A 26,114-nucleotide genomic window follows, 5' to 3' on the forward strand; every position below is an offset into this window, starting at 1 on the left:
TCACGCAAAATCACCCGTCTAACAGATGCGGGCAGCATCCTGTCGAGACGTCACCTTCCACCCGCCCCGGCATCTGTATCGCCGCGGGCCCGGGTCAAACCGATTGGGCGCCATTGCGCCCGGAGGACAGACCGAAACCTTCCACCAGGGCCTCGGTTCCATCCAGCGTCGAAAGACGGCGCTGCACATCGCACAGCCACGCAAAATTCGCCTCACTGGGATCTTCCCCAAGGCTGCGTTCCGCATCCTTCAGTTCTCTAGATAGCGCGTGAGCCTTGTGATGCAAGGCCATGCGCTGCTGCCACCATATACGAGTGTCCTCCGGAGAGGTGTTCGGGTAGGCTGGCCAGTCCATTCTGGGGTTTGAGAGGGTGCCGACCCGTTTCGCCAGAGCCTCCAGCTCGGGATCAGCCCGCCAGGGGGCAGCTGATTCGCCCTGTTCGAGATGTCCTTCCAGATGGGCGGCCAGAAGTGCCTGCCGCAGCCGGTCCGCCTCCGGGTTCACGAAGGGCAGGGTGGCGATCTCCTCGCTGAACTCTTCCAGCAGGAAGGGGTGATTGAGCAGGCAGAAGAGCAGCAGGGCCTCATTGCGCGGCAGATCCGCCATCGGGCCGCGAATGAGCGCGCTCTGGCCGATGCCGCTGCCACGGGAAACATGCGTGCCCGCATGTGTGCGCGCCTCGCCCCCCGGTCGGGCGCGGCCTTGCCGTCCGCCCCCTTGCCATCCACCTCCCTGCCAGCCTGAACCCTGCCCGCCGCCGCCCTGCCAGCTTCCGCGCCCGCCATCGCGCCCGCCGGAAGGGGAGAACAGGGCCCGCATGCGCCCCATCAGGTCCTGACGATAATGCCGGCGCACGGTTTCATCCGTGATGCTGTTCACCACCTCCTGAAGGCGGTTCTCGAAGGCGGCGCGACGCTCCGGCGTATCCAGCGTGGCGCCCTCGCTTTCCCGGGTCCACAATTCGGTGGCGAGCGGGCGGGCCTGGGCCAGAATCTCCTCGATCCCCTCACGCCCGGAACGGCGGATGAGGTCATCGGGGTCCTGCCCTTCCGGAAGGGTGGCGAAGGAGAGGCTGCGCCCGGCCCGGATATGGGGCAGGGCCACATCAATCGCCCGGTAAGCCGCCCGGCGCCCGGCCTTGTCGCCATCGAACAGCAGAAGCGGCTCATCGCTCATGCGCCAGAGCAGCTGGAGCTGTTCTTCCGTGAGTGCCGTGCCGAGCGGGGCGACAGCGCCGGTAAAGCCGGCCTCCACCATGGCGATGACATCCACATAGCCTTCCACCACGATGATGCGCGCGCCATTATGCGCGGCGGTGCGGGCCTGAAAGCCATTGTAGAGCAGCGATCCCTTGTGGAAGAGCGGGGTTTCCGGGGAATTGAGATATTTTGCCGGCGCATCCTTTTCCAGCGCCCGCCCGCCAAAGGCCACCACCCGCCCGCGCAGATCGGTGATGGGAAACATCACCCGGTCCCGGAAACGGTCATAGGGCACGGGAATGTCATCGCCCGCGATGAGCAGGCCGCATTCCACCATATCGGCGACAGGAATGCCGGCCTTGCCCAGCGCTTCCTTCAGATGAAAGCGCTCGCCCGCCGCATAGCCCATGTGAAAGCGCTGCTGGGTGGCCGGGCCAAGACCGCGATCCTGCAGATAGCCGCGCGCCTTGGCCCCGGCCCGGGTTTGCAATGTATCCTCGAAATGGCGGGCCGCCAGCGCCATCACCTCATGCAGGGTGCGCCGGCGCTGTTCCCTGGCGTTGGCCTCGGGCGTCACCGTCGGCAGGGGGAGGCCGGCCATGGAGGCCAGCCGCTCCACCGCCTCCCCAAAGGGCAGGCCCTCCGTCTCCATCAGGAAGGCAAACACATCCCCATGCTTGCCGGAGGAGAAGCAGTGGTAAAATCCCTTCTGGTCATTGACGAAGAAGGAGGGGGTTTTTTCCGCATTGAAGGGAGAGAGCCCGGCAAACTCACGCCCCTGCTTGCGCAGCTTCACGCGACGGCCGACAACCTCCGACACCGGAAGCCGGGCGCGGATTTCATCGAGAAAGTCGGGCGGGAAGCGCATGGCCGTCAGGGTCACAAGTCCGGTTCAGGGGGCAGAAGCAAGATTCATCTGGTTTGCCGCGCAGAAGCTGGCAAGGGCGGTTGTGGCCGGGTGGGCCGGCGCTGTTGCCGGATACATCCTCTCCATGCACGGCTCCGTGTGTCAGGGCATGTCCGGCCCGGCAAGGCGGAAAGGCAGAAGGGGCGGCGCGGCGCTATCGTCATCACAGCACCCTTGGCGGTTCGCCCGGGGCGGCATGATCCTGTCTGTCTGGCTCACATCACCGGCAGGAGCCGGTTGCCGTTCGCCCCCGCGCTCCTGACACAAGCCGGGCTTCATCCTGATCACTCACAGGTGGAAATGCAACAGGGGCGGCTTGGGCCACCCCTGTTCTGCTTTTCTCATGCGGCGCGGCGGCCGTGCCGGGCAGCTCAGTCGCCGCTGCTGACATTGGTGCTGAAGCCGGTTTCACCCAGCGTCCGCAGGCCGATACGCACCATCACCTTGTCCACCCGCTTTCCATCCGGGCCATCCAGCGAGTAGTCCGAGATATAGTTCATGGCGAGGGTGAAGCAGTCATCGCTATAGGCAAGGCCAATCAGCGAATAGTCGACACCCGATTCCACCAGATCGTAACGCACCGCACCGCGGACAGACCATGTGTCTGTCAGCTTGTAGGTGGCGCTGGTGAACACGCCCTCGCGCCGGTCATAATAACCGATCAGCGGCTGGGCATCATAGCGGCCATAAGTGGCAGAGAAGCTGAGCGCACCCACGCGGCCGCGGCCCTGCACTTCCACACGGCGCAGGTCGAAATCGTCCTGGTCGAAGCGGAAGCGGGTCACTACATCGAAATTGTTCGAGGGGACATAGGCAAAGCTGGCGATATAATCGGAAGGATTGGTCTGCAGGCCGGATTCAAGGCCGGTATTGGCCATGTCGCCATAAGCGAAGGAGTTGCGGCCGAACAGGTGATAGGACTGGCCGACCAGCGCGCTGATGGAGCCGCCATTGTTGAGCGCGGCATTATAGGACACGCCAAGATTCAGGCGGCCGCCACCCTCGACACGGTCATAGCCGGAATATTTGTTCACCTCGAACAGGTTGGTGTCATCAAACACCAGACTCTGGGCATCCTCGTTCGGGAAGCGGCCGATATCGGTCTCGTTCGGGCGGACAATGACCTGCGCGCGGGGCGTGATGGTCTGGGTGCCCCAATCCTGCACGGAGATGAACGGGTACTGATAGTCCAGACCGATGACGGGCATGACCCGCGCCATGCTGTCATTGCCCGAATGCATCGGGTTCTGCCCGGAGAAGGTGGAGCCATACTGGTAGCTGAAGGGCAGCGAATCGACATTCACAGCCGCAACATCCACCCGGGCGGACATGAACGGGGTCCACATCTGGCCGGCATCGTCGATGACGGTCTTGCGCCAGGAGAGTTCCGCCGAGGCGCGGGTATAGTCACCCGGAATGCCGCTCAGCAGGCACTCTTCCGGGTTCGGATTGGTGAGGGCGCAGGAGCCGGTGGGAATGCCCACGGCGCCGCCACGGGAGGTGTTCTCCCACATGCCGACGAAATCTGCCTGATCGCGCGTGAGGCTGGTGACATTCACGTTCAGCCGGGTGGAACCGCCCCAGAGGGTGTTGCTGAAGACGCGGTCATAATTGAGCGTGCCAACAAAAGGCAGGAGCTTTTCATTGTCCGTGACCGTCATGCCCAGGAAGTAGAGGGCGCGCAGGTCGAAATAGGACTGGTCCTTCTGCCCCGTCAGATAGGCGGTGGAGACGCGGGTCAGATCATTGACCCCGGCCAGGCTGTAGTCCCGCAGGAAGGTCCGGTCCGAGAGCAGGGTCGCATCCCAGCCATAGTTCCAGAAGCGGTTGATCATGAACGAGCCGGATGTCTCGATCGCGCCACGCGCGTTGCGATAGCCGGGCAGGACGTAATTGTCGTTGAGGAAGGCGTCCTTGTCGTTCTGCATGATGCCGGCAGCGCGGATGGAGTAGCTGCCATTGATCAGGCGCTGACGCCATTCGCCACGCATCAGGAAGCCCTGCTTGGACACATAGCCGGGCGAGAGCGTGATGTCGCGGTCCGGCGCAATGTTCCAGAAGAAGGGCAGGCTCACGCCCGTGCCGACATTGCTGGAGGAGAAGAGTTCCGGCATCAGGAAGCCGGTCTTGCGCTTCACCGTCGGGTCCGGGGTGGACATGAACGGGAAATAGGCAATCGGCAGGCCGAAAAATTCCAGCTTGGCGTCTTCGTAATAGATCATCCGTTCCTGCTGGTCGTGGATGATCTTCTTGGCCTTCACCTGCCACAGCGGCGGCTTTTCAGGCTGTTCCTTGCACGGTTCGCAGGCGGTGTAGACGCCGTTCTGGAAGACGGTGACATTGCCTTCGGTACGGTCCGCGCGCGCGGCGGCGAAATGGGTGTTGTCCGGCGTGTCGAGGCGCAGGGAATCGATGAAGCCCTCGCGGAAGTCCTGTGTCAGCTCCATGCGGTCGGAGGTGACGACCTTCCCGTCCTTGTCCTTCAGATGCACATCGCCAATGGCGCGCAGCAGGTTGGCCTTGCGGTCGAGCTCGACACGCTTGGCCGACAGCGCAGCGCCATCATAGTAGATCTGGACATTGCCGACGGCGGCAACGGTGTCATTCTTGTAGTCATATTCGAGCTGGTCGGCCGTCACGAGCATGCGCTGGTTGGGGTCGACCTCGCGGGTGGAGATGGCGTTGGTGGGCATGTTGCTGACGGGCGCTGCGCCCTGCGCATGCGCGGTACCAGCGGCACCCAGCAGCAGGCCGAGCGCCAGCGCGGCCACCGAGCCCGAAAGCCTGGCAGACAAAGCCGGAAAGCGCTTGACCATTACGGATGCGGCCATGACTCCACCATTCCCGTCCACCTTGGGGTGACGGGTTTTTTCAACAGTCCCAGAGCTGGGGCGCGGCGCGGCCGTCATCCGTCCTCCCGATTCAACAGAACGAGAACCCCCACGATAATCCCAACAGCTGCTGGAAACCAAGCTGCCGCAACGGGATGAACAATACCAGCTTCGCCGAGGTCTTCAGCAAGCTTGGTGGCAACATAAAGCAGAAAGCCGGCCGCCACGCCACCGAGAATCGTCTGCCCCACACCGCCAAAGCGGAAAACGCGCAGGCCGACCACAGCCGCGATGAGCACCATGGCGACCAGAAGGAAAGGCCGCGCAAGCAGACTCTGGAGCTGGAGGCGGTATCTTTCTGCTCCAAAACCGGTCTGCTCGGCGCTGTGAATTGCGTTCGGCAGTTGCCAGAAAGGCACGGTTTCAGCCGAGACCAGAGCGTCCTGAATCCGCATGGGATCAAGATTCGTGGCGATGAGATAGGTCTCGTAGGTTTCCAGATCGAGGCCGGGAACGAGGACGCGGGCATCGGAGAGAACCCACACGCCATCCTCCAGACGCGCACTGCGTGCTTCCACCCGTTCCGTCAACTTGTCCGCGTGGTCGAATTCATAAACCACAACCGAGGAAAGCTGCCGCCCACTGTCGCTCGACGCCGCCGCCTGGATGATCGCCTGCCCGTCGATGCTTTGCTGGCGAATCCAGAATTCATTGCGGGCAGCACTCAGGAAGTTGCCGGATGAGCCGAACATCTGGCTTTCGAGTTGATTCGCCCGTTCCTTGAAGTTCGCGGAGAGCGGATTGAAGACGGTGGTGGCGAAAACGCCGATGAGAAAGGCGATGATGAGGGCCGGGGTGATGAACTGCCAGGCCGAAAGGCCAGCGGCCCGCGCCACCACCAGTTCCAGATTGCGCGAGAGCACCACGAAGGTCGCCATGGCCCCGAACAGCACCGCGAAGGGCAGCAGCTGCTCGGTGAAAGCGGGGGCGCGGTAGAGCGTGACCAGGGCCACCATGGAGGTGGTCACATGGTCCTTGTCCGCCGTGCGGCGCGCCATCTCCAGAAAGTCCACCAGCATGATGAGGCCGACGCAGGAGAGGAAAATCAGCGCGACGGCAGAGGCGAAGCGCCGGGCAAAATAAAAGCCGAGGATGCGTCCGATCATGAGCGTGTGTGCGTCCTGCCGCGGTTCAGGAGGGTCGCGCCGCGGGCGGGCGGGTGAAGCGCTGACGCAGAGTCTCGGCAGCATTGGTCAGCCATGCCGGCACCGACGGGCGCAGCCAGCCCTGCAGCACCATGGCGCAGATGATGACCGTCACGATCGGCAGCAGATAGATCAGCGGCACGGCGGCCGCATGGGCGCGCAACTGCCCGGCAATGGCGAAATTGCCGATCTGCACGATGGCCATGGCGGGAATGATGGCCAGCAGCGCCATGCCCCGGCTCTGCCGCGTGGTGCGCGGGCGGGCAAGGGCGGCGGCGGCAATGGCGAAATAGGCCAGCGGGTACAGGCCCGCCGAAAGGCGCTTGTGCAGCTCCTCCCTGTAGCGGCCCGGCTGGGAGAACTGGAAGAAGTCGTTCGCCGGCGGGTTCAGCACATGGGACAAGGGCTGTTCCCCGGGCATCTGCAGCTCGGTCTGGCTGTCGGGCGCAAGGCTGCTCAGGTCAAAGGCGTAGCGCTTGAACTTCACCACGGATGTGCCGTTGTCCTTCTCCGTGCCGCGCCGGTGGATGGAGCCATCCTCCAAGATCAGGAAGGTGCCGGCATCGGTATCGACGATATTGCCGCGATCGGCGAGATAGGTGGAGGTGTTGTTGTCGCGCGCATCGTTGATGAGAATGCCGCGCATGGTGCCGTTCTGGTCACGCTCGCGCACATGGAAGACCAGCCCCTGGGAGAGGCTGACGAAGCGGCCGGGCTGGGCGACAAAGGACACCACATCCGCGCGCACCTGCGTGACCTGCGCCCGAAAGATGCGCAGGGAGGTGGGCACCAGATGAATGGCAAGCGCCGTGCAGAAGGCGGACACCAGCAGCGCCAGGAAAATCATCGAGCGGATCACCCGCCATGGCCCCATGCCGGCGGAGGCCATGACCACGATCTCGCTGTCTCCATTCAGCTTCAGCAGGGCATAGGCGGTGGCGATGAACAGCGAGGCCGGCGCGATGACCAGCACCAGCATCGGCAGGGTCAGGCCGGTGATGGCCAGAAAGGCAAGGATGGTCTGTCCCTGGCTGGTCACCAGATCCAGTTGGCGCAGGGCCTGGGTCGACCAGATCATACCGGCAAGAACCACAACCACACTGAGAAATGCAGTTGCAGTCATGGAGAAGATGTAGCGATCGAGACGACCCATCGATCCTCGGAAGATGCGGGCAGGCATCGCGGGCGATGCCCCCTGTTATGTGCGCTGTGGCGGTTCGAGATACCCGCTGTCGCAACAATGCACAAATTCATATATTGGCCGGATCGCTCCGGCCGGTTGATCTTGGGGCCGTTCAGGCGCGTCTGGCGAAGGCCTCTTCATAGGCTTCGGGCTTGAAGCCGACCAGAAGCGTGCCATCCAGATCCAGAACCGGACGCTTGATGAGAGAGGGGTGGGCCTGCATGAGGGCGATGGCTTTCGCCTCGTCCAGATCCGTCTTTTCCGCCTCGTCCAGCTTGCGGAATGTGGTGCCGGCGCGATTCAGCAGCACGCTCCAGCCCAGCTGTGCGGCCCAGCCTTCGAGCTGACCGGCGCTGATGCCGGCACTCTTGTAGTCATGAAAGCTGTAGGTCACCGCATGGGCGTCCAGCCATGCGCGCGCCTTCTTCATGGTGTCGCAGGCCCTGATGCCATAGATGGTGACAGCCATCCTCTCCCCCTCCGGCCGAATTTGCTGATCTTGCGGGCGATGCGCCGCCTCGGATCGGCATAGGTGCGCATGAACATGTGAACGGCACCGGCAACCACCTTGTCGGTATGGTTGCTGTCCGCGGAGTCTTCCGAGCCCAGCAGGATCGGCAAGGTGATGCCATCCTTGCACAGGGACAGAAACTGGCTTGCCGCCAGCTCGACATCATCGATCGCCAGCGCGCCCTGATCGACCTTCTGCTGGAGATATTCCGCCAGCCGCCGCACGCCCACACAGGGGCCGGCCTCGAAGAAGCGCACGCCGATGTCGGGAAAGCGCGAGCCGATGGCGATCACCGTGCGCAGGGTGGCGATATGTTCGGGCCGCACCATCGCCTCGATGAAGGAGGTGCCAAGGCGGGTGAGCACCTTGGCAATATCGGGCTCATTGGAATCCAGCACGAAGAGAAGTTCGGCAGTCACGCCGCACTCGTTGGAAACGAGGGCGGAAAACAGGTCTTCCTTGTCCTGGAAATAGACATAGAGCGTGCCCTTCGACACACCGGCCGCGCGTGCAATATCACCCATGCTGGCAGCGTCGAAGCCGCGCTCGAGAAACATCTGCCGTGCGCCGGCCAGAATCTGCCTGCGCTTTTCGGGGTCCTGTCCCGCGCCGGAATGCGAGGATGTCGCAGCACCGGCCCCGTCGAGATTTTCTGTGACGTCACGCGCCACGGGAGAGCTCGCCACGGGAATGTTTGCCATGTGCGTCATCGCGCCATGTTTCTCCTTCAGCCCCGGCATCGCCCCGATCTGAATCCGATGCGGGTGCGCATATGCGGAAGCGGTATCCAGCATCTGTCTTCCTGAGTTTCCCACCCTGTAACATGCCAGCAGGGCAGATGAGAAGAAGAGCAGGAACTGTACCGCATTCTTGCAATGGCACCTTGGCATGGCGCAATTCAGAAAAAATTGACCGAACCGTTTGGTTCCCTCTTGCCGTATCCGATCTGATGGTTTAAGTCAAAACATACCGACCGAACCGTTCGGTCAAAGCCCATGGTCCGCAACCCGTGGGTGGTCGGGTTTGAGGGAGGAGGGCATCGCCCCCGCTCTCCTCCCTCTTCATTTTCCTGACATCCCGTTTCCTGTCCTGTGCCCCTTGGAGGGGCGCAGCGCGTCTGCATTTCTGCGCGGGCAGGCCATGCCCGCCGGACTGCGCGCAAGCCTGTGTTCGGCTCAGCGCACGGCGCGGATCCCTGTTGTTGCAAGCGGTTCGCACATGGGTGCGTCAGGATGCCGCATCGGTAAAACCTTGGGTTTGCCACGATGCGCTTTAATCTGGAGACCTGATCCGGGCCCCTCTGGCGCGACTAACGACGCGTGATGTCGGATCATCAAGCGTCGTTAAGCATTTGCGCCCGCATCATCCGTCCTCACTTATCTCCGGTTGTGATTCTGTCCGGCCGGTTTTCGTGAGTCAGGGCGGCAGGATGGGGTCATTCGGGATCAGGACCCATGAAAGCCCATTGTCCGGCATCGCACTGTCAGCGCGACCGGCACCCTTCCTTTTTCCCCATGCGCCGGGATGAGGGCTTCGGATGCGCGTGCATCATCCATATTTCGGAAATCCGCTGCAGGCCGGGTGAAGAGGCCCGGCTCTGCCATGGCCATCTGCCGGCATGGTGGCGCGCCTGTCGCGACATGCGCGGACGGGGCCCTCCATGAGGTCGGCCCCTGCCGGACCGGGCGCCCGCGCGGGCGCTGACACGGGCCGGCTGCACCCGTGGTGCGCATATCGCTTTTTCCCAGACCTGTTTATTGAAAGTCCTGTCAGATGACGGAGTATCTGCTGCAACTGGCCGCCGATCCGGCCGCCTGGGTGGCCCTTGTCACGCTGATCGCCATGGAAGTGGTGCTCGGCATCGACAATCTCATCTTCATTTCCATTCTCACCAACAAGCTGCCAGCCCAGTTCCGCGCCAAGGCCCGGCGCATCGGAATCGGGCTGGCGCTGATCATGCGGCTGGCCCTTCTGGGCACGGTGGCCATCATCGTCACCCTGACGACGCCGGTCATTCATCTGTTCGGCCATGGCTTTTCCTGGCGTGACATCATTCTCATCGCCGGTGGCCTGTTCCTCGTGTGGAAGGCGACCAAGGAAATCCACCACAATGTGGACCCGGACCATGGCGAGGGGGACATGTTCGATGCGCCGGCGGCGGTGGCCGTGGGCTTTTCGGCCGCCATCGTGCAGATCATCCTGCTGGATCTGGTGTTCTCCATCGACAGCATCATCACGGCCGTGGGCATGACCGAGCATATCCCGATCATGGTCATCGCGGTGGTGGTGGCGGTGAGCTGCATGCTGCTGGCAGCCGGCCCGCTGGCGCGGTTCATCGAGGCCAATCCCACCGTGGTCATGCTGGCGCTGGGCTTCCTCATCATGATCGGCATGACGCTGATCGCCGAAGGCTTCGGAGCCCATGTGCCGAAGGGCTATGTCTATGCCGCCATGGGCTTCTCGGCCGCGATCGAGGGGCTGAACATGATGGCGCGCCGCCGCCACCAGAAGGCCGAGCGCAAATAGCGCGCGGGGCGATCCGGGATCGGGGGGGGGGCTGCATGATGTGGATGCAGCCCCGTCGGCCATGTTCCCCATGGAGTGCGCGGCCCGCTCTGCCGGGGCGCAGGAGTGAGGGGCGCCGGTGCGCCGCCCGGTCTGCCATTTGCCTTCCATGCCCCCAATAACGAAAAGGCCCGCGATGAGGAGACATCGCGGGCCTTTTCGTTTGTCAGATTGTTCAGCGACGGCTGCCAACCACCTGCGGCACGATCCGTTCGCCGAGGGAGACCCAGCTGGAGGGGTCGAGGCGGGACTGGCGCTTCACGAAGCGGTAGCCGGTTTCCTTCCAGGAGAGAATGCGGTCCTCCTGATTGTCGAGGATCAGGTCGCCCTGATCGGTCACGACGGTGAGAACGGCATGGCCATCGCCATTATGGTCGCGCACGACCGTGATGAGCAGGACAGAGGCCGGCCAGCCAAGCTGGATGAGCGCGCGGCGCTTTTCCAGCACATAGTCCTCGCAGTCGCCCTTGCCGCTGTCGGCATAGGTCCAGCGGTCCGTCTCGCCATACTGTTCCAGATCGGTCACCGGCTCGATGGCGACATTGAAGGCGTAGTTGATGCGCTCAAGCTGGGCGCGGTGCTCCGGTTCCAGACGGATGGCGGCAACGATATTGCCGCTCGGCACGCATTCCTCGGGAAGCTGCTGGCAGAAACGCACATAACCGCGCGGGGCGATCGTGGCGCCGCCTTCAGGCAGGTGACGGGGCGCAAAGGCTGCTGTCAGGCTGGCGAAACGCAGCTCCTGTGCACCGGCATAGGATGATGCCGTGAGCAGCAGGCTGGTCAACAGGATCTGAAGGAAGCGTTTGGTCATCTCGATCACCGCACCTCGGTTAATGAAATGATAATGCCCGAGATTGGCCGCAATTGCTCTGTCAACCTTCTGTTAACCTTAACGCGTCCGGCCCTTGTGCGTGCTGGATTCAGGATGGCGGCGCAGGGGGAGGGGCAGGCAAATCTAGTGCCCATGCGCCATGGCGGTGCCTCTTAACCCTGTTGCCCGGAAGGGCCGGACGGCGCGGCGCGCATTCCCCTTCCGGTCGCATTGGGCCCGCCTTTTCAGGGGGGCAGCCTTTTCACTTGAAGCGGGCCGTGGGGGTGGTATCACTCCGACGTGTCTGACTTTCCGCCCATACCCCGCGCGCCGAGACGGCAACCCGTCTTCAATCTGCCCGGCTGCGTGCTCGCCATCGCCGCCCTGCTGGTGCTGGTGCATATGGTGCGCGAGTGGGTGCTGAGCGCGGAGCAGGACATTGATGTCCTCACGCTCTTCGCCTTCATTCCCGTGCGCTATCACCTGCCGGAGTTCGGCTTCTTCTCCGAGACCGGTCTTGGCCCGCGCCTGTGGACGCCGGTCACCTATGGCCTGCTGCATGGAGACTGGGCGCATCTGGGCATCAATCTGATCTGGCTCGCGGCCTTTGGCACGCCCCTGGGGCGGCGCTTCGGCGCGGTGCGCTTTGCCCTGTTCTATGCGGTGACGGCGGCCGGCGGTGCTGCCGCCCACTATATAACCTACCCGGAGGGGATGGTGCCGCTCATCGGGGCATCGGGCGCGGTGTCCGGCATCATGGCGGGGGCGGTGCGCTTCACCTTCGCGCCCGGCGGTCCGCTGTCCGGCCAGTCACGCGGGGGCTCCAGCGCACACCAGCCCGCCCATACGCTGCGGCAGGGGCTGGGGGACAGGCGCGTGCTGATGTTCGTCATCCTGTGGATGGGCCTGAACCTGCTGTTTGGCCTGGGGCTGGACATGCCGGGCATGGAGGGCGTGCAGGTGGCCTGGCAGGCGCATCTGGGTGGCTTCATGGCCGGCTTTCTCCTGTTCGGCCTGTTCGATCCTATCCCGCGGGCGGCATACCGGCCCTGATTTTCAACATGAATCTGCCGCAAGGGCAGGTCGCGCATCCACGCGCCACCCGGACCTGTGGCGATTGTGACGCGAAATCTGCGGATGTGCTCTTGTCTGGGGTGCCGGATCGGTCAATTCTTGAGGGGTCGATCAGGCCATCCCCCACAGACATCGGGGCAACCGGGGGCGGGGATGGCAGGCAAGGGAGCGTGCCATGACTGTCAAGACGATGCTGGCTGCCAAGGGCAGAGACGTTGTATTCCTTTCACCCGGAGCCACGGTGGGCGAGGCCGTGAACTGCCTTGCGGAACATCGCATCGGCGCGCTGGTGCTGGTGGATGAGGAGATGGGTGTGAAGGGCATCTTCTCCGAGCGGGACGTGATGCGCCTGCTGGCGGAACGGGGCACCGCCGTGCTGGAGGAGAAGCTGGAGGGTGTGATGACCCGCGTGGTCGTCACCTGCACGGAGGACGAGGACATCGTCACCATCATGGAGCGGATGACGCGCGGGCGTTTCCGCCATGTGCCGGTGGTTTCGGGCAACCGCCTGTGCGGGATCATCTCCATCGGCGATGTGGTGAAGCATCGCGTCGAGGAAATGCAGCGCGAGCATGATGAGCTGCGCACCTATATCATGACCGCCTGAGGAAAGGCCGGCCGGCAGAAGCCGGCCGGAAGTCCGGGAGGAGAACTCATGGGCGGGAACCGGGCGCTTGCAGGCAGGCGTCCGGGCAGAACCGGGCCATAGGGCCCGGAGAACGGGCGCGGAGTTGGGCTGCCTCCAGGGGGAGCAGCCCGGCAGGGGCCTACAGGCCCGGCTGCTTCACCACGCGCAGATAGGGCTTCACGGTCTTCCAGCCTTCCGGGAACTTCTCCTGTGCCACCTCGTCGGAGATGGAAGGCACGATGATGACATCATCGCCATTGGTCCAGTCCACGGGCGTGGCCACGGAATGCTTCGCGGTGAGCTGGAGCGAATCCACCACGCGCAGGATTTCCGCGAAATTGCGACCGGTGGAGGCCGGATAGGTCAGGGTCAGCTTCAGCTTCTTGTCCGGGCCGATGATGAAGACGGCGCGCACCGTCAGCGTGTCATTCGCATTGGGGTGAATGAGGTCATACAGATCCGAGACCTCGCGCCCGGAATCGGCGATCAGCGGAAAATTGAGCTCGGCGCCGGTGGCGTCCTTGATATCGGCGACCCATTGCGGGTGGTTCTCGATGGTATCCACCGAAAGGCCGATGACCTTCACGCCGCGCTTGTCGAACTCCTTTTTCAGATGGGCGACCTGACCCAGCTCGGTGGTGCACACCGGGGTGAAGTTCTTGGGGTGTGAGAACAGGATGCCCCAGTCATCGCCAAGCCATTCATGAAAGCGGACCTCGCCTTCCGTGCTCTGGGCGGTGAAGTCGGGAACGGTATCTCCAAGACGCAGCGACATCACAATCTCCACACTTCAAAACAAACCTTATACATAGACATAGTGCATTAAAATCGCGACTTGTGAAGGTGTGGTGTGATTTTTATTTCTGCACACTTTATATGTGTGAAATCCGGGCGCGCTGCTTCCGCTCCCTGAGCATTGCCCGCATCTGGCCCGCAAAAGAAAAAAGCCCCGGTTTTCCGGGGCTTTCCGTTCCTGTCCCTGGGGTGGTGTCGCTCAGGAGAGCGTGCCCGCCAGCGCCCTGGCAATGAGCGCACGGGTTTCGGGCACCCCGTAAATCTCCACGAAAGACCCGAAGCGCGGCCCCTTCTCCAGCCCCAGCAGCACCTGATACAGCGTGTTGAACCACTGCACGGAGACGCCGGGGCGCTCGGGCGTTGCACCCTTGGCCTTGAAGTCCTGATAGCGCTCGATCGGCCGGGCGACATCATAAAGCGCGGTCTGGATGTCCTCGGCGCTTGCGCCTTCCGGCAGGGCGGCGAGGGCTTCATCCAGCTTCACCAGTGCCGCGCGCTCCACCTCATCCGGGGTGCGGAACACCTTGCCCGGCTTCACGAAATCCTGGAAATAGCGCACCGCATAGCCCACCAGCTCGTCGAGCTTGGGGTGGGTTTGCGGTGATATGCCAGGCACATGGCGGCGCAGGAAGCCCCACAGCGTCTCCTTCTCCTCGGTGTTGGACGCCGAGGCGAGGTTGAGCAGCATGGTGAAGGAGACAGGCATGTCCAGCTTGGGCGGATTGCCGGCATGGATGTGCCACACCGGATTGTTCAGCCTGAGCTTCCAGTCCTGCGTCTCATAGCGGGCGAGGAAGTTGAAATACTCGTCCACCGCCTTCGGGATGACATCGAAATGCAGCTTCTTGGCCGAGCGGGGGGACTGGAACATATAAAGCGCAAGGCTCTCCGGGCTGGCATAGGTCAGCCATTCGTCAATGGTGAGGCCATTACCCTTGGACTTGGAGATCTTCTGCCCGTTCTGGTCGAGGAACAGCTCATAGACGAAATGCTCCGGCGCGATGCCGCCGAGCGTGTCGCAGATCCGGTCATAGATCGGCGCATTGGTCTGGTGGTCCTTGCCGAACATCTCGAAATCGACATCGAGCGCCGCCCAGCGGGCGCCGAAATCGGGCTTCCACTGCAGCTTCACATGGCCGCCGGTCACGGGAATGGTCTTGTCCACCCCGTCCTCGTCGGTGAAGGTGATGGTGCCGGCCTTTGCGTCCACGCCCTTGAGCGGCACATAGAGAATGCGGCCGGTGGTGGGGGAGATGGGCAGGAAGGGGCTGTAGGTGGCCTGCCGCTCCTCGCCCAGCGTGGGCAGCATGATGGCCATGATGTCATCATACTTTTCCGCCGCCTTCAGCAGAATGGCGTCGAGCCTGCCGGAGAAATAATAGTCCGTGGCGCTGGCGAACTCATAGTCGAACCCGAAGGTGTCGAGGAAGCGGCGCAGCATCGCGTTATTGTGGTGGCCAAAGCTCTCGTATCCCCCGCCAAAGGGGTTGGGCACCTTGGTCAGGGGCAGCTGGAGATAGGGCTTCAGCGCCTCCGGGTCCGGCACATTGTCCGGCACCTTGCGCATGCCGTCCATGTCATCGGAGAAGCACAGCAGGCGGGTGGGGATCTTGTCCTCGGTCAGCACGCGGAAGGCATGGCGCACCATGGTGGTGCGCGCCACCTCGCCAAAGGTGCCGATATGCGGCAGGCCGGAGGGGCCATAGCCGGTTTCAAACAGAACCTCGTCTTTCGGTTTCCGCTTCAGCCGCTCCACAATCTTGCGCGCTTCCTCGAACGGCCAGGCTGTGGCCGTTTCGGCAAGCTGGCGCAGTTCGGCGGCAAGTTCGGCCGGAACAACAGGGACGGACGAGGTTTCAGTCATTTCAGGCTCCAAGAGTGGAGCGCGGAACTTAGGAAGGTCCGAGGGACGCGTCAACGCATGCTTGGGGCCTGTTGCGCCTTTCCTGTCCGGAATCGAATCGGGTGCAGTGTGACGCAGCGGAATAGTGGGGGTGGAAAGGGGGGTGAAGCGGCCTGAATACGGGTTTCCTCCGGCCTGTGGGGCAGGGAAGCATGGCTGTCGGGCGCAGAAAAACCCCTGACGGGACAGTATAGATCAGTCATTTCTACCTATAGATGTGTTTATTGATCTTTACATCCACGGATGGATGGCATGCCACATGCCTGTTGCTTATCCGGTTGCCTGAATATGCCGCGCCTGTCCTGTGGTGCCGGTCGTATTCAGATGGTGCGGCAAGGGATATGGCAAAGCGTATCGACAGGTCCGGGCAGCAAGGACCGCCTCCACGGGAACCGCATGAAGGGTCGGGGCAGGGCGGGCCGGCTGGCGGGCGCGTGCAGGGGCTGGCGCTTCCTGTCGAGGCGCGGGCTTTTGCGGGCATCCTGCCCGAGCCTGTGCTGCTGGCCGCGGTGGAGCGTGCACGGCGGCTGGGTGTGGGCGCGGATCAGGTGCTGATCGCCCAGGGCCATGTCTCGCCGGATGAGGCCGTGCGGATTCTTGCCGGCCATCTTGGGGTGCGGGTGGCCGATCCCGACAGGCTCGACCTGCCCCGGACACTGGACATGGCGCGGATGGCGCTGCGGGTGGGCGCCATGCCCCAGCCTCAGGAGGATGGGCGCACCGATTTCATTCTGGCGATCGAGGGGCGCGAGATCCGCCATCTCGCCCGCGCCCTCAGGCAGGATGTGGAGCTGGCGCACAGGGTGCATCTCATCGCGCCGGCCACCTTGCGCCGGGGATTGCTGGCGCAGGCTGGCCCGGCATTGGCCCATGCGGCCGTGTTCGGACGTCTGGAAACCAGCCCGCAGACATCCGCCGGCGGGCTTTCGCAGAAGCGGGTGATGAGCGGGCTGGCGCTGTCGATCCTTGTGCCCGTGCTGCTGGCGATCTGCCTGCCGCCGCTGTTCGGCCAGTCCGTGGCGCTGGGGCTGCTGATCCTGCAAACGCTCCTGTCCCTGGTGTTTCTGGGCTGGATCGCGCTGCGTCTGGCCGGATGCTTCTATGCGGGCGGGGGCGCGGTGCGCCCGACCGCCTGGGGCGCCGGGCCGGGAAACGCCGCACGCATGGAAGAGGGCGCAAGCCTGAGCGACAGGGACCTTCCGGTCTATTCCGTGCTGGTGCCGCTGTATCGCGAGGCCGCGGTGGTGCCGCATCTGGTGGAGGCGCTCAAGGGGCTGGACTATCCCGCCGAGAAACTGGACATCAAGCTGGTGGTTGAGGCGGATGACAGCATAACCCGCGCCGCCATCGCGGCTGTGGACCTGCCCTCCTGCATCGAGGAAATCGCGGTGCCGGCCATTGGCCCGCGCACCAAGCCCAAGGCGCTGGATCTGGCCCTGGCCTTCACGCGCGGCAGCCATGTCTGCATTTTCGATGCCGAGGACCATCCCGAGCCAGACCAGCTGCGCCGTGCGCTGATGGCGTTTCGCACGGATGCGCGGGTGGGCTGCGTGCAGGCGCGCCTGTGCGTGGACAATGGGGGCGAGAGCTGGATCAGCGGGCAGTTCGCCGCCGAATATGCCGGCCAGTTCGATGTGCTTCTGCCCATATTGAGCGCGCTTGATCTGCCGATCCTTCTGGGAGGCACCTCGAACCATTTCCGGCGTGACGTTCTGGAGAAGGTCGGGGCGTGGGATCCATTCAATGTCACCGAGGATGCCGATCTTGGAATCCGGCTTGCCCGGGCGGGGTGGCGCACGCACATCATCTCGGCCTCCACCTTCGAGGAGGCCCCGATCACATGGAAGGCCTGGCTGGGCCAGCGGACGCGCTGGATGAAGGGCTGGGCGCAGACCCTGCTGGTGCATGCCCGCGCGCCGCAGGCGCTGGTGCGCGAAATGGGGCTGCGCGCCACACTGGCCCTGCTGCTGCTGACGGCCGGGCCCTTCGCGGCCGCGCTCACCCATCCCCTGTTCATGGGGCTGCTCCTGCGCGATATCGCGCGGGGCGAGATCGGCCTGCCCTGTGAGACATGGCCGGAGGTGCTGGTTTCCGCCATTTCCTACAGCACGCTGGTCGCCGGCCTTCTGGGGGCGGGGCTGACCATCGCGACAGGCCTGCGCCGGCGGGGGCAGAAGCTGGACTGGCGCATCATCTCGACCATTCCCTTCTACTGGCTGCTGTCCTCGGTCGCGACCTGCAACGCACTGGTCGATCTGGTCTGGCGGCCCTTTTACTGGAAGAAGACCGAGCACGGCCTGTCCCGCGCCCGCCACCGGCCAGTTCCGGCAGCCGTGCCGCAGGAAAGTGCCGGCTCCGGTGCATCGGTGTGGCGCGGTGCTGCGGAGGCGTGAGGGCAAGACGCATCCGGCAGGATGAGACCCTCCGGTGGGGCAGGGGTGCCTCTGGCTGGAAAGGGCTTCAGCGCGGCGCACAAAAAAACCGGCCGGGATGTCCGGCCGGTTGAAGACTGTCCTGTCCGGGCAGGGCGCGGCTTCAGCGCTGCACGATCACCCGCGCGCCGGTGGGGACGCGCTCATAGAGATCGATGATGTCCTGGTTCAGCAGGCGGATGCAGCCGGAGGAGACTTGCTTGCCGATGCTCCACGGTTCGGTGGTGCCATGAATGCGGAACAGCGTGTCGCGGTTGCCCTGATAGAGATAGAGCGCGCGCGGGCCGAGCGGGTTGTTCTCGCCACCCGGCAGGCCGCCGGCATAGGGGCCATAGCGCTTGGGCTCGCGGCGGATCATGTTGGGGGTGGGGGTCCAGCTCGGCCATTCAGCCTTGCGGCCAACCGTGGCATTGCCACGGAACATGTAGCCTTCCTTGCCCACGCCCACGCCATAGCGCAGCGCCTTGCCATCCTTCTGGACCAGATAGAGATGGCGGTTGTTGATATCGATCACCACCGTGCCGGGCGCGTGGGGGGATTTGTAATCCACCACCTGCCGGCGATATTTGGGATCGACCTCGGACAGGTCGATCGCCTCGACAGGGAAGCGCTCTCCGGGAATCGCGCCATAGCGCGGGTCATGAATGGCTGTGCCCAGAGGGGGATTCTGATCCGTGGTCACGCAAGCGGCCAGAGCCAAGGGTGCGCCCAGCATGAACAGCCGGCGCGTCAGAATGCTGCTTTTCGTCGCTTCAGTTGCCATGATCTGCCCAACACGAAAATGCGAATTAAAACTGCCTTCGCGGATTCCGCGTGGCAGGGGCGGGGACCGCCTCTCTGGCAACGCATTCAATCGCGGTAAGGTGTCATTAAGGTTAACGCCGCGAAAAGGTTTGAAATTTTGCGCAGGCACAAAGCCTTTACCATGGGCTCGCAATGCTGCGGGTTGCACATGTGCAACAGTGTGACGTGAAAGAGACTCTTTTTCCTCACCGGACCTGGCCGGCCGGTTTCGGATTGGTGCTATCCAGTTGGATAATATGATGAATTCCGGATCTGAGAGGCGTGTTCCGCCGCCTCTTTCAGTCTAATTCCAGCTTATGCCCGGCATGTCATGGCGCAGTGCGACATGTTCGCCACAGGGCGTGTCGCGGTCGCCACATCAGGCCGGTTGCACGAGACCGGGCAGCACGGTGAAATGCTCGATCTGCTCAAGCTGGCTGAAGGCGCTGCTGTCCGCCCCGGTCATCCAGACCTGAGCCCCCAGAGCCGTGAGCGCGCTGAACAGCCCGGCCCGGCGCTCCGAATCCAGATAGGCGACGACATCATCCAGCAGCAGAACGGGTGAGACGCCCTGCATGGCTGCCACCAGACGGGCATGGGAGAGGGTGAGGCCAATGAGGAGGGATTTCTGCTCCCCGGTCGAGCAGCGCGCGGCGGGCAGATGCTTTCCCCCGTGGCTCACCAGCAGATCGCACAGATGGGGCCCCTCCAGCGTGCGCCCGGCAGCGCGGTCCCGGGCGCGATTGTCGCGCAGCAGGGCGCGATAACGGTCCTCCACCTCCACCGCGGGCGCGGATGCGAGCATGCGCTCAACCGTGCCCTCCAGCGCAATTTCCGCGAAGGGGAAGGGGGAGGATGCATCATGGCGCGTCGCAATCTCGGCCCCCAGCCGTGCGACCGTTTCCACACGGGCAGCGGAAACCGCAATGGCAAGATCTGCCAGCTCATGTTCCACCGCATCCAGAAAACGCGGTGCGCCATTGTCCTCCAGCAGGCGGTTGCGGGCGCGAAGGGCCCGTTCCAGCGCATTCACCCGGCTGCCATGGCTGGCATCCACCGCCAGCACCAGCCGGTCCAGATAGCGGCGGCGATCGGAGGGCGGGCCGGTGAACAGGCCATCCATCTCCGGTGTCAGCCACACCACCTTGAGGTGATCCAGAAAGGCATTGGCGCTGCCGGCCGGCTCGCCATCCACCCGGCAGCGCCGCTGGGTGGATTCGGCATTCTCGACACCGGTGCCGAGCCGCACATCTCCCAGCGCGCCATCCACCATGGCCGAGACGGCCCAGGGGTGCAGTCCATCCTGCACCAAAGGGGAGGAATGGGCCTCCTGCTGGCCGATATCGGCCAGTTGCGCCCGTCGCAGTCCGCGCCCGGGGGTGAGAAAGGAGATGGCCTCCAGCACATTGGTCTTGCCCGCGCCATTCGGGCCGGTGAGCACGACAGGGCCGGCACCCACCTGCAAGCGCGCCGCCGCATAGGAGCGAAAGCGCGACAGGGAGAGGGTGCGGATGCGGGCATGCTGCATGGGCTGAAATGGAGCCGGGGGTGGGAGAAATGCCGAATGGCGGATGCCGGGCCGCTTTCGCGTGAACCCGATGCCGGGGCAGCCGGTATCCGCCCGGCCTGTTCAGGGCGGCGGACGCAAGGCTGAAGCAAGACCCCTGCAAGGAAATGGCCTGCCGCAAGCGACAGGCCATATCGGGTTCAGGCCGTTCCGCGCGCCTCACACCCGCATGGGCATGAGCACATAGAGCGAATCTGCCTTGCTGGCATCATGGACCAGAGTGGGAGAGCCAGAATCGGCGAACTGCAATTCCGCCAGATCGCCCTCAAGCTGGCTGGTGATGTCCAGCAGATAGCGGGCATTGAAGCCGATCTCCAGCGGATCGGCGCTGTAGTCCACTTCCAGCTCTTCGGTCGCGCTGCCCGAATCGGGATTGCTGACGGAGAGGGTCAGCCGGCCTTCCGCCAGCGCCAGCTTCACGGCGCGGCCGCGCTCGCTGGAAACGGTGGAGACACGGTCCACCGCCGCGGCGAAGGCGTCCTTGTCCACCTTCAGCAGCTTGTCATTGCCCTGCGGAATCACCCGCCCATAATCGGGGAAGGTGCCGTCGATCAGCTTGGAGGTGAGCACGATGGCCCCCACCTGAACGCGGATCTTGGTGGAAGAGATGGAGATGGCGGCTTCCGCCTCCTTGTCTTCCAGCAGTTTCTGCACTTCGGCCACGGTCTTGCGCGGCACGATCACGCCGGGCAAACCCTCCGCGCCCACGGGGGCGGGCAGTTCCGCCTGGGCGAGGCGATGGCCATCGGTGGCGACAGCGCGCAGGGTGGGGGAGCCGGCATTTTCCGCCACATGCAGATAGATGCCGTTGAGATAATAGCGCGTCTCCTCGGTGGAGATGGCGAACTGGGTCTTGTCCACCAGCCGGCGGAACTCCAGCGCCTTCACCCTGAAGCTGTGGGCGAACTCACCGGCGGCCAGATCCGGAAAATCGGTTTCCGGCAGGGTCTGGAGGGAGAAGCGGGCGCGCGAGGCCCGCACGGTGAGCGTGCCCTGCTCGCCATTGGTCTCAAGCTGCACCTGCGCGCCATCAGGCAGCTTGCGCACGATGTCATAGAGCACATGGGCGGGAACGGTGGTTCCGCCCTGCTGCGAGACTTCGGCGGGCAGGCTTTCCACCACCTCGAGGTCAAGGTCCGTGGCCTTCAGCTCCAGCCCGGAGCCTGTGGCGCGGATGAGCACATTGGCGAGAATCGGAATGGTGTTGCGCCGTTCGACGACGCGGTGCACGTGGCTGAGCGACTTGAGAAGCTCGGCGCGCTCGACGGTAACCTTCATGGCCCGTAGACTCTCTCGCTCTGGAGCCCGCAGGGCCTGCTGCGGCCCGGCGCGGTCGCCTCCAAATTCAGGGATGGAACATGAGATTCGCCACAGGCGGCATGTTCCCTTTGGTGATGCGCATGCAGGCCGCTTGTGCCATCAGCAGCCCCATGCCATGGCCTCCGCCGAAGCAGAAGCCGGGGCGGGCACATTGCCGCCAGCCCGCGCTCATGGCAAGGCCGGATCTGAAATTGGCCTGTGCCCGATCGCCCGCAGGGGGGAGTGGAAGCCGGATCAGGCTTCCATCACAAGGCGCTTGAGCAGCTCGATCTCGTCCGCCAGCGAGCGGTCGGTGGCGAGCAGGCGGTCGATCTTGCGCACGGCATGCAGAACGGTGGTGTGGTCCCGCCCGCCAAAGCGCCGGCCGATTTCCGGCAGGGAGCGCAGCGTCAGCGTCTTGGCCAGATACATCGCCACCTGGCGCGGCTTCACCACATTGGCGGTGCGGCGCTGCGAGAGCAGATCGGCCCGGGTGACATTGTAGTGCTTGGCGACGATGCGCAGGATGTCATCCACCCGCACCCGCTTGGGATCGCACGGGCGGATCAGGTCCTTGACCGCGTTTTCGGCCATCTCCAGCGTCACCGGCTCGCCGGTCAGCTGGTTGAAGGCGAGCAGCTTGTTCAGCGCGCCTTCCAGATCCCGGCCGCTCTGGCCGACGGAACGGGCGAGGAATTCAAGCACCGGCAGCGGCACGGTGAAGCCGGGATGCTGCTCGGTCAGGGTCTGGTAGCGGCTCTTGAGAATCTGCAGGCGCAGCTCTTCCTCCAACGGGCCAAGCTCCACCACGAGGCCGCCGGCGAGGCGCGAGCGCACCCGCTCGTCCAGATGCTCAAGATCGGAGGGCAGGCAGTCCGCCGCCACCACCACCTGCCGCCCGCCATCCAGCAGGGCGTTGAGGGTATGGCAGAATTCCTGCTGCAGATTGTTGCCCTTCAGGAACTGGAGATCATCGATCACCAGCGTGTCGATGGAGCGCAGCGCATCCTTGAAGGCGATGGCGGAGTGGGTCTTCAGCGCGGCCACGAAGCCATACATGAAGCGCTCGGCCGTGAGATAGGTGGTGCGGCGGCCATGCTGCTCGCCGGCCCATGCAATGGCCTGCAGGAGATGGGTCTTGCCCAGCCCGACGGCGGCATGGAGATAGAGCGGGTTGAAGACCGGGGCTGCGCCGCTTGCGGCCGCGGCCACCTGGCGGGCTGCCGCGGCAGCCAGGGAATTGGATTTGCCGACCACGAAGGTCTCGAAGGTCAGGCGCGGGTCCAGCGGCGAGCCGGACGACATGTCGGAGGCAGCCAGCGTATTGGCATTGGTGGAGGCGGAAGAGGCCGGGCTGCTGGCGGCCTGGGGGGCGGATGTCGCCCCGGCGCCGACAGCGCGCAGGCGGGGGGCCGCAGCACGTTCCGCCACCGGAGCCTCACGGCGCACGGCGGTCTTCACCGCCACCGGACGGGCCACGGCCGAGCGGACGGACAGGTCCACACGCCGGCGGGCGCCACTTTCCTCGGTGAACAGCTCGGAAATCCGCGGCAGATAGTTTTCCTGGATCCAGCTCTTGAGAAAGCGGGTGGGGACGGACAGATGCACCGACTCACCTGTCATGGCGTCCACTTCCATCCGGGCGAACCAGCTGGAGAACTTCTCTTCGCCAATCTCCTCGCGCAGACGCTCGCGCACCCGCTGCCAGGGAGAAGCATCATCCGCCATGTCCGTACCCGTGTCAGCATCCATGTGCGCCTGAGCGGGCATGCCGACCCGGAAGGCGGCGCCGTTCGATGTGGCTTCATGAGGCTGGGGCTTGAGCATGGCTGTTCTGCCGCGCATGGCGCGTTCCTTATTGGGACACCTCACCCTTGCACGCTCCGGGGGGTGGGGCGCGCATCTGGCAGTGTCTATGATTCTGAAGACAAGAAAAACGAAAACGTAATCGGACGATGGTCTCAGCCGGAGGTTATGCCGGGATCGCGCTCAGGCCAGCTGTCCCGCGCGGGAAAGAAGGCTCTGGCCGGATGAGGGGGCTTGTCGCTCACCCCGAACGCGCACAGGCAGGTCCCGGATTGCGGGAGCGATCTGGAATGTGCTGCATCCGGTGTTGAAACTGAGTGAGAAGTCATCGCCGCCCCATCTGCCGCTGGCGTCCGTGCCAGGGCTTTCCAAAAGAAACAGATATCCCCTGATTCCTATATCAGCCGGATGTTGAGGGTCATGTACATCTCCAGCAGAGGTGCAGCAGAGTCGGTCTGCTGTTCTGTGGAGGTGCGGCTGACAACTGGAGTGCGCTGCAGAAGTAAAGTCACAATACACCCCTCCTCATCCACGAAGAGCACTGAACACTTCGATCTGTCAGTGGAGTTCCGGGGCCGCGCCCGGAGTAAGAGAGACCATACACAGCCGCTCCGGGGGGTGCAACGCCTTTCCCTGAGCAAGGGGGATTACGGGGGCAAGCCAGAATTGCAAACCTTTCCACATTGTCTTTCGATCAGTCGGCAAACCGCTGGTGGAACAGTGAGAATCCAGAAAGCGGCAGGGCAGGGGCATTTTCAGGTCCGCATGGAAGCGAAGGCCGGAGCTTGCCCGCACGGTCCGCATTCCCGGTGGCGCTTCTCGTGCTTACCCTCTATCCGATTGAAATACATCCTCTTTTTCTGTGCGATTGAGAGTCGCGGAAAAGCGGTATGATGCGGAGGCACATGGCCCGCAAGCTTGACTCCCGTTGCCTCTCACGGCAGGCCGGCCCGATTCTCGCCTGTGCCGGCTTCACCGGAAGAGGCAAAGAAAAAGGCCCGGAGAACCGGACCTTTCTACACTATACTTTCTATCAGAAAGTAAATATCAGGCGCTGAGCTTGCGCACACGCGCTGCAAGGCGGGAAACCTTGCGGGACGCTGTGTTCTTGTGCAGCACACCCTTGGTGACTGCGCGCATGATCTCGGGCTCGGCGGCCTTGAAGGCTGCGGTCGCGGCGGCGACATCACCGCTGCTGATCGCGCTCTCGACATTGCGCAGATAGGTGCGCACGCGCGAACGACGGGCGCGGTTGACATCCGTACGACGCGCGATCTTGCGAACCGCCTTTTTGGCGGAGGGCGTATTGGCCATCGGCCGTCCTTGCTTTGGTTTGCGTGCACGGCGCGCATCTCGAGAGAGATGATTCCGGGCGATCGCTGAAATGGCTGACCTGCGGGCGACGGCTGTCGCTCGCTGAGTGCCCGGGCTTATAGGGGTGAAGCGCGCTTGCGTCAATATGGAAGGCGGCTTTGTGTTGCGCGCTTTTGTCATTCCCTGCTTCTGGAAGCTGGACCCTGCGCGCGCCTTCGCGTATGTGCACTCTATATTTATTATATAAACAGGCCCTCCCGTGCCGGGAGGATGATCTGGGGGTTCTGGCATGAGCGATGTGGCGGTAAGCGATCGTCCGGTGAGCGGCAGCCTTGTCACGGTGTTCGGCGGTTCGGGCTTCCTCGGCCGTCATGTGGTGCGCGCGCTGGCACAGCGCGGCTACCGGATTCGCGTGGCCGTGCGCCGTCCGCAGCTGGCCGGTTTCCTGCGCACCATGGGCGCGGTGGGGCAGATCGAGCCGATCCAGGCCAATCTGCGGTTTCCTGATTCCATCACCCGCGCGGTGGCTGGGGCAGATGTTGTGGTGAACCTTGTGGGCATTCTGGCCCAGGGTGGCCGGCAGCAGTTCGATTCCGTGCATGTGGAGGGCGCCAGGGCCGTGGCGAAGGCGGCGGCCGCCGCCGGCGTGCGCATGGTGCATGTTTCGGCCATCGGCGCTGATTCCTCTTCTCCTTCCGGCTATGGCCGCAGCAAGGGAGAGGGTGAGGCGGCGGTGCGCGCGGCGATGCCGGATGCGGTGATTCTGCGGCCCTCGCTGATGTATGGCCCGGATGACCGCTTCTTCAACCGCTTTGCCTCCATGGCGCGGATGTCGCCCCTCCTGCCGCTGGTCGGCGGCGGGGTCACCAAATTCCAGCCGGTCTTTGTGGGGGATGTCGCCAGCGTCGTGCAGCGCGTGGTGGATGGGGATGCGCGCCCCGGCACCATTTATGAGCTGGGCGGGCCGGAAGTGCGCAGCTTCCGTGAGCTGATGGATCTGCTCCAGCGCGAGATCGGCACCGATCGCGGCTATCTCAACCTTCCCTTCGGGCTGGCAAGCTTCGTTGCGGGCCTCACCCAGTGGATTCCGGGCGCGCCCCTGACCACCGATCAGGTGGCCATGCTGCGCAAGGACAATGTCGTTTCGGAAGCTGCCCGCGCGGAAGGGCGTGACCTTTCCGCTTTCGGCATCACGCCGGCGGCCGTGTCCATCGTGCTGCCCACCTATATCTGGCGCTTCCGCAAGGCCGGGCAGTTCACCCAGCTTGAAGCCTGATCCATTCCGGACAATGATCCG

Annotated in this window: 19 protein-coding genes; 5 read left to right on the forward strand and 14 right to left on the reverse strand. The window is 63.9% G+C overall.

All coding sequences use genetic code 11. The features are described 5' to 3' along the window. Positions 1–94: 94 nt before the first annotated feature. The 6 genes from dnaG to ACT6QG_RS15150 form a co-directional block, all read right to left on the reverse strand. On the reverse strand, positions 95–2,068 hold the full coding sequence (gene dnaG, locus ACT6QG_RS15125) for a DNA primase (RefSeq protein WP_444978589.1): 1,974 nt from the start codon (positions 2,066–2,068) through the stop codon (positions 95–97). Between the two features lie 410 nt (positions 2,069–2,478). Beyond that, the gene (locus ACT6QG_RS15130; RefSeq protein ID WP_444978417.1) at positions 2,479–4,938 is read right to left on the reverse strand and encodes an LPS-assembly protein LptD; all 2,460 of its coding nucleotides are present in this window, start codon (positions 4,936–4,938) and stop codon (positions 2,479–2,481) included. 74 nt (positions 4,939–5,012) lie between these two features. Further along, positions 5,013–6,104: an LPS export ABC transporter permease LptG gene (gene lptG, locus ACT6QG_RS15135; RefSeq protein ID WP_444978418.1), complete on the reverse strand. Its 1,092-nt coding sequence runs from the start codon at positions 6,102–6,104 to the stop codon at positions 5,013–5,015. A gap of 25 nt (positions 6,105–6,129) precedes the next feature. Continuing rightward, the gene (lptF, locus tag ACT6QG_RS15140; protein ID WP_444978419.1) at positions 6,130–7,296 is read right to left on the reverse strand and encodes an LPS export ABC transporter permease LptF; all 1,167 of its coding nucleotides are present in this window, start codon (positions 7,294–7,296) and stop codon (positions 6,130–6,132) included. Positions 7,297–7,438: 142 nt separating this feature from the next. Continuing rightward, entirely contained in the window at positions 7,439–7,795 is a 357-nt protein-coding gene (locus ACT6QG_RS15145) for an ArsC family reductase (protein ID WP_444978420.1), read from the reverse strand. Continuing rightward, positions 7,753–8,547: a TetR/AcrR family transcriptional regulator gene (locus tag ACT6QG_RS15150; protein ID WP_444978421.1), complete on the reverse strand. Its 795-nt coding sequence runs from the start codon at positions 8,545–8,547 to the stop codon at positions 7,753–7,755. The genes ACT6QG_RS15145 and ACT6QG_RS15150 overlap by 43 nt, the downstream gene beginning before the upstream one ends. A gap of 1,063 nt (positions 8,548–9,610) precedes the next feature. Between ACT6QG_RS15150 and ACT6QG_RS15155 the strand changes: the two genes are divergently transcribed. Beyond that, entirely contained in the window at positions 9,611–10,363 is a 753-nt protein-coding gene (locus ACT6QG_RS15155) for a TerC family protein (protein ID WP_444978422.1), read from the forward strand. A gap of 214 nt (positions 10,364–10,577) precedes the next feature. Here the strand turns inward: ACT6QG_RS15155 and ACT6QG_RS15160 are convergent, their stop codons facing one another. After that, entirely contained in the window at positions 10,578–11,216 is a 639-nt protein-coding gene (locus ACT6QG_RS15160) for a transglutaminase-like cysteine peptidase (protein ID WP_444978423.1), read from the reverse strand. 300 nt (positions 11,217–11,516) lie between these two features. Here ACT6QG_RS15160 and ACT6QG_RS15165 point away from each other — a divergent pair, with 300 nt between their 5' ends. Further along, complete coding sequence (locus ACT6QG_RS15165; protein ID WP_444978424.1) at positions 11,517–12,269, forward strand: rhomboid family intramembrane serine protease; 753 nt, start codon at positions 11,517–11,519, stop codon at positions 12,267–12,269. Between the two features lie 196 nt (positions 12,270–12,465). Beyond that, on the forward strand, positions 12,466–12,897 hold the full coding sequence (locus ACT6QG_RS15170; RefSeq protein WP_444978425.1) for a CBS domain-containing protein: 432 nt from the start codon (positions 12,466–12,468) through the stop codon (positions 12,895–12,897). A gap of 160 nt (positions 12,898–13,057) precedes the next feature. Here the strand turns inward: ACT6QG_RS15170 and ACT6QG_RS15175 are convergent, their stop codons facing one another. Both ACT6QG_RS15175 and ACT6QG_RS15180 read right to left on the reverse strand, forming a co-directional pair. Further along, entirely contained in the window at positions 13,058–13,693 is a 636-nt protein-coding gene (locus tag ACT6QG_RS15175; protein WP_444978426.1) for a peroxiredoxin, read from the reverse strand. 219 nt (positions 13,694–13,912) lie between these two features. Continuing rightward, positions 13,913–15,577: a lysine--tRNA ligase gene (locus ACT6QG_RS15180; protein WP_444978427.1), complete on the reverse strand. Its 1,665-nt coding sequence runs from the start codon at positions 15,575–15,577 to the stop codon at positions 13,913–13,915. A 380-nt stretch (positions 15,578–15,957) separates the two neighbouring features. On the opposite strand from ACT6QG_RS15180, the gene ACT6QG_RS15185 reads away from it, so the two are divergent. Then, a complete protein-coding gene (locus ACT6QG_RS15185; RefSeq protein WP_444978428.1) occupies positions 15,958–18,009 on the forward strand; it encodes a glycosyltransferase family 2 protein in 2,052 nt (683 codons plus the stop codon). Positions 18,010–18,151: 142 nt separating this feature from the next. On the opposite strand, the gene ACT6QG_RS15190 is transcribed toward ACT6QG_RS15185, so the two are convergent. From ACT6QG_RS15190 to rpsT, 5 genes are all read right to left on the reverse strand, one after another. Then, positions 18,152–18,811, reverse strand: a complete 660-nt coding sequence (locus ACT6QG_RS15190) for a L,D-transpeptidase (RefSeq protein WP_444978429.1) — start codon at positions 18,809–18,811, stop codon at positions 18,152–18,154. Between the two features lie 399 nt (positions 18,812–19,210). Beyond that, on the reverse strand, positions 19,211–20,359 hold the full coding sequence (recF, locus tag ACT6QG_RS15195; protein WP_444978430.1) for a DNA replication/repair protein RecF: 1,149 nt from the start codon (positions 20,357–20,359) through the stop codon (positions 19,211–19,213). 198 nt (positions 20,360–20,557) lie between these two features. Next, positions 20,558–21,676: a DNA polymerase III subunit beta gene (dnaN, locus tag ACT6QG_RS15200; RefSeq protein WP_444978431.1), complete on the reverse strand. Its 1,119-nt coding sequence runs from the start codon at positions 21,674–21,676 to the stop codon at positions 20,558–20,560. A gap of 276 nt (positions 21,677–21,952) precedes the next feature. Then, on the reverse strand, positions 21,953–23,425 hold the full coding sequence (gene dnaA, locus ACT6QG_RS15205) for a chromosomal replication initiator protein DnaA (protein WP_444978590.1): 1,473 nt from the start codon (positions 23,423–23,425) through the stop codon (positions 21,953–21,955). A 1,125-nt stretch (positions 23,426–24,550) separates the two neighbouring features. Then, on the reverse strand, positions 24,551–24,817 hold the full coding sequence (gene rpsT, locus ACT6QG_RS15210) for a 30S ribosomal protein S20 (protein WP_444978432.1): 267 nt from the start codon (positions 24,815–24,817) through the stop codon (positions 24,551–24,553). Positions 24,818–25,106: 289 nt separating this feature from the next. Between rpsT and ACT6QG_RS15215 the strand changes: the two genes are divergently transcribed. Beyond that, positions 25,107–26,093 carry a complex I NDUFA9 subunit family protein gene (locus ACT6QG_RS15215; RefSeq protein WP_444978433.1) on the forward strand — a complete coding sequence of 329 codons (987 nt, stop codon included), beginning with the start codon at positions 25,107–25,109 and terminating at the stop codon, positions 26,091–26,093. The last annotated feature ends 21 nt before the right edge of the window (positions 26,094–26,114 follow it).

The sequence above is a fragment of the Haloleucobacter ellipsoideus genome (assembly GCF_052491725.1).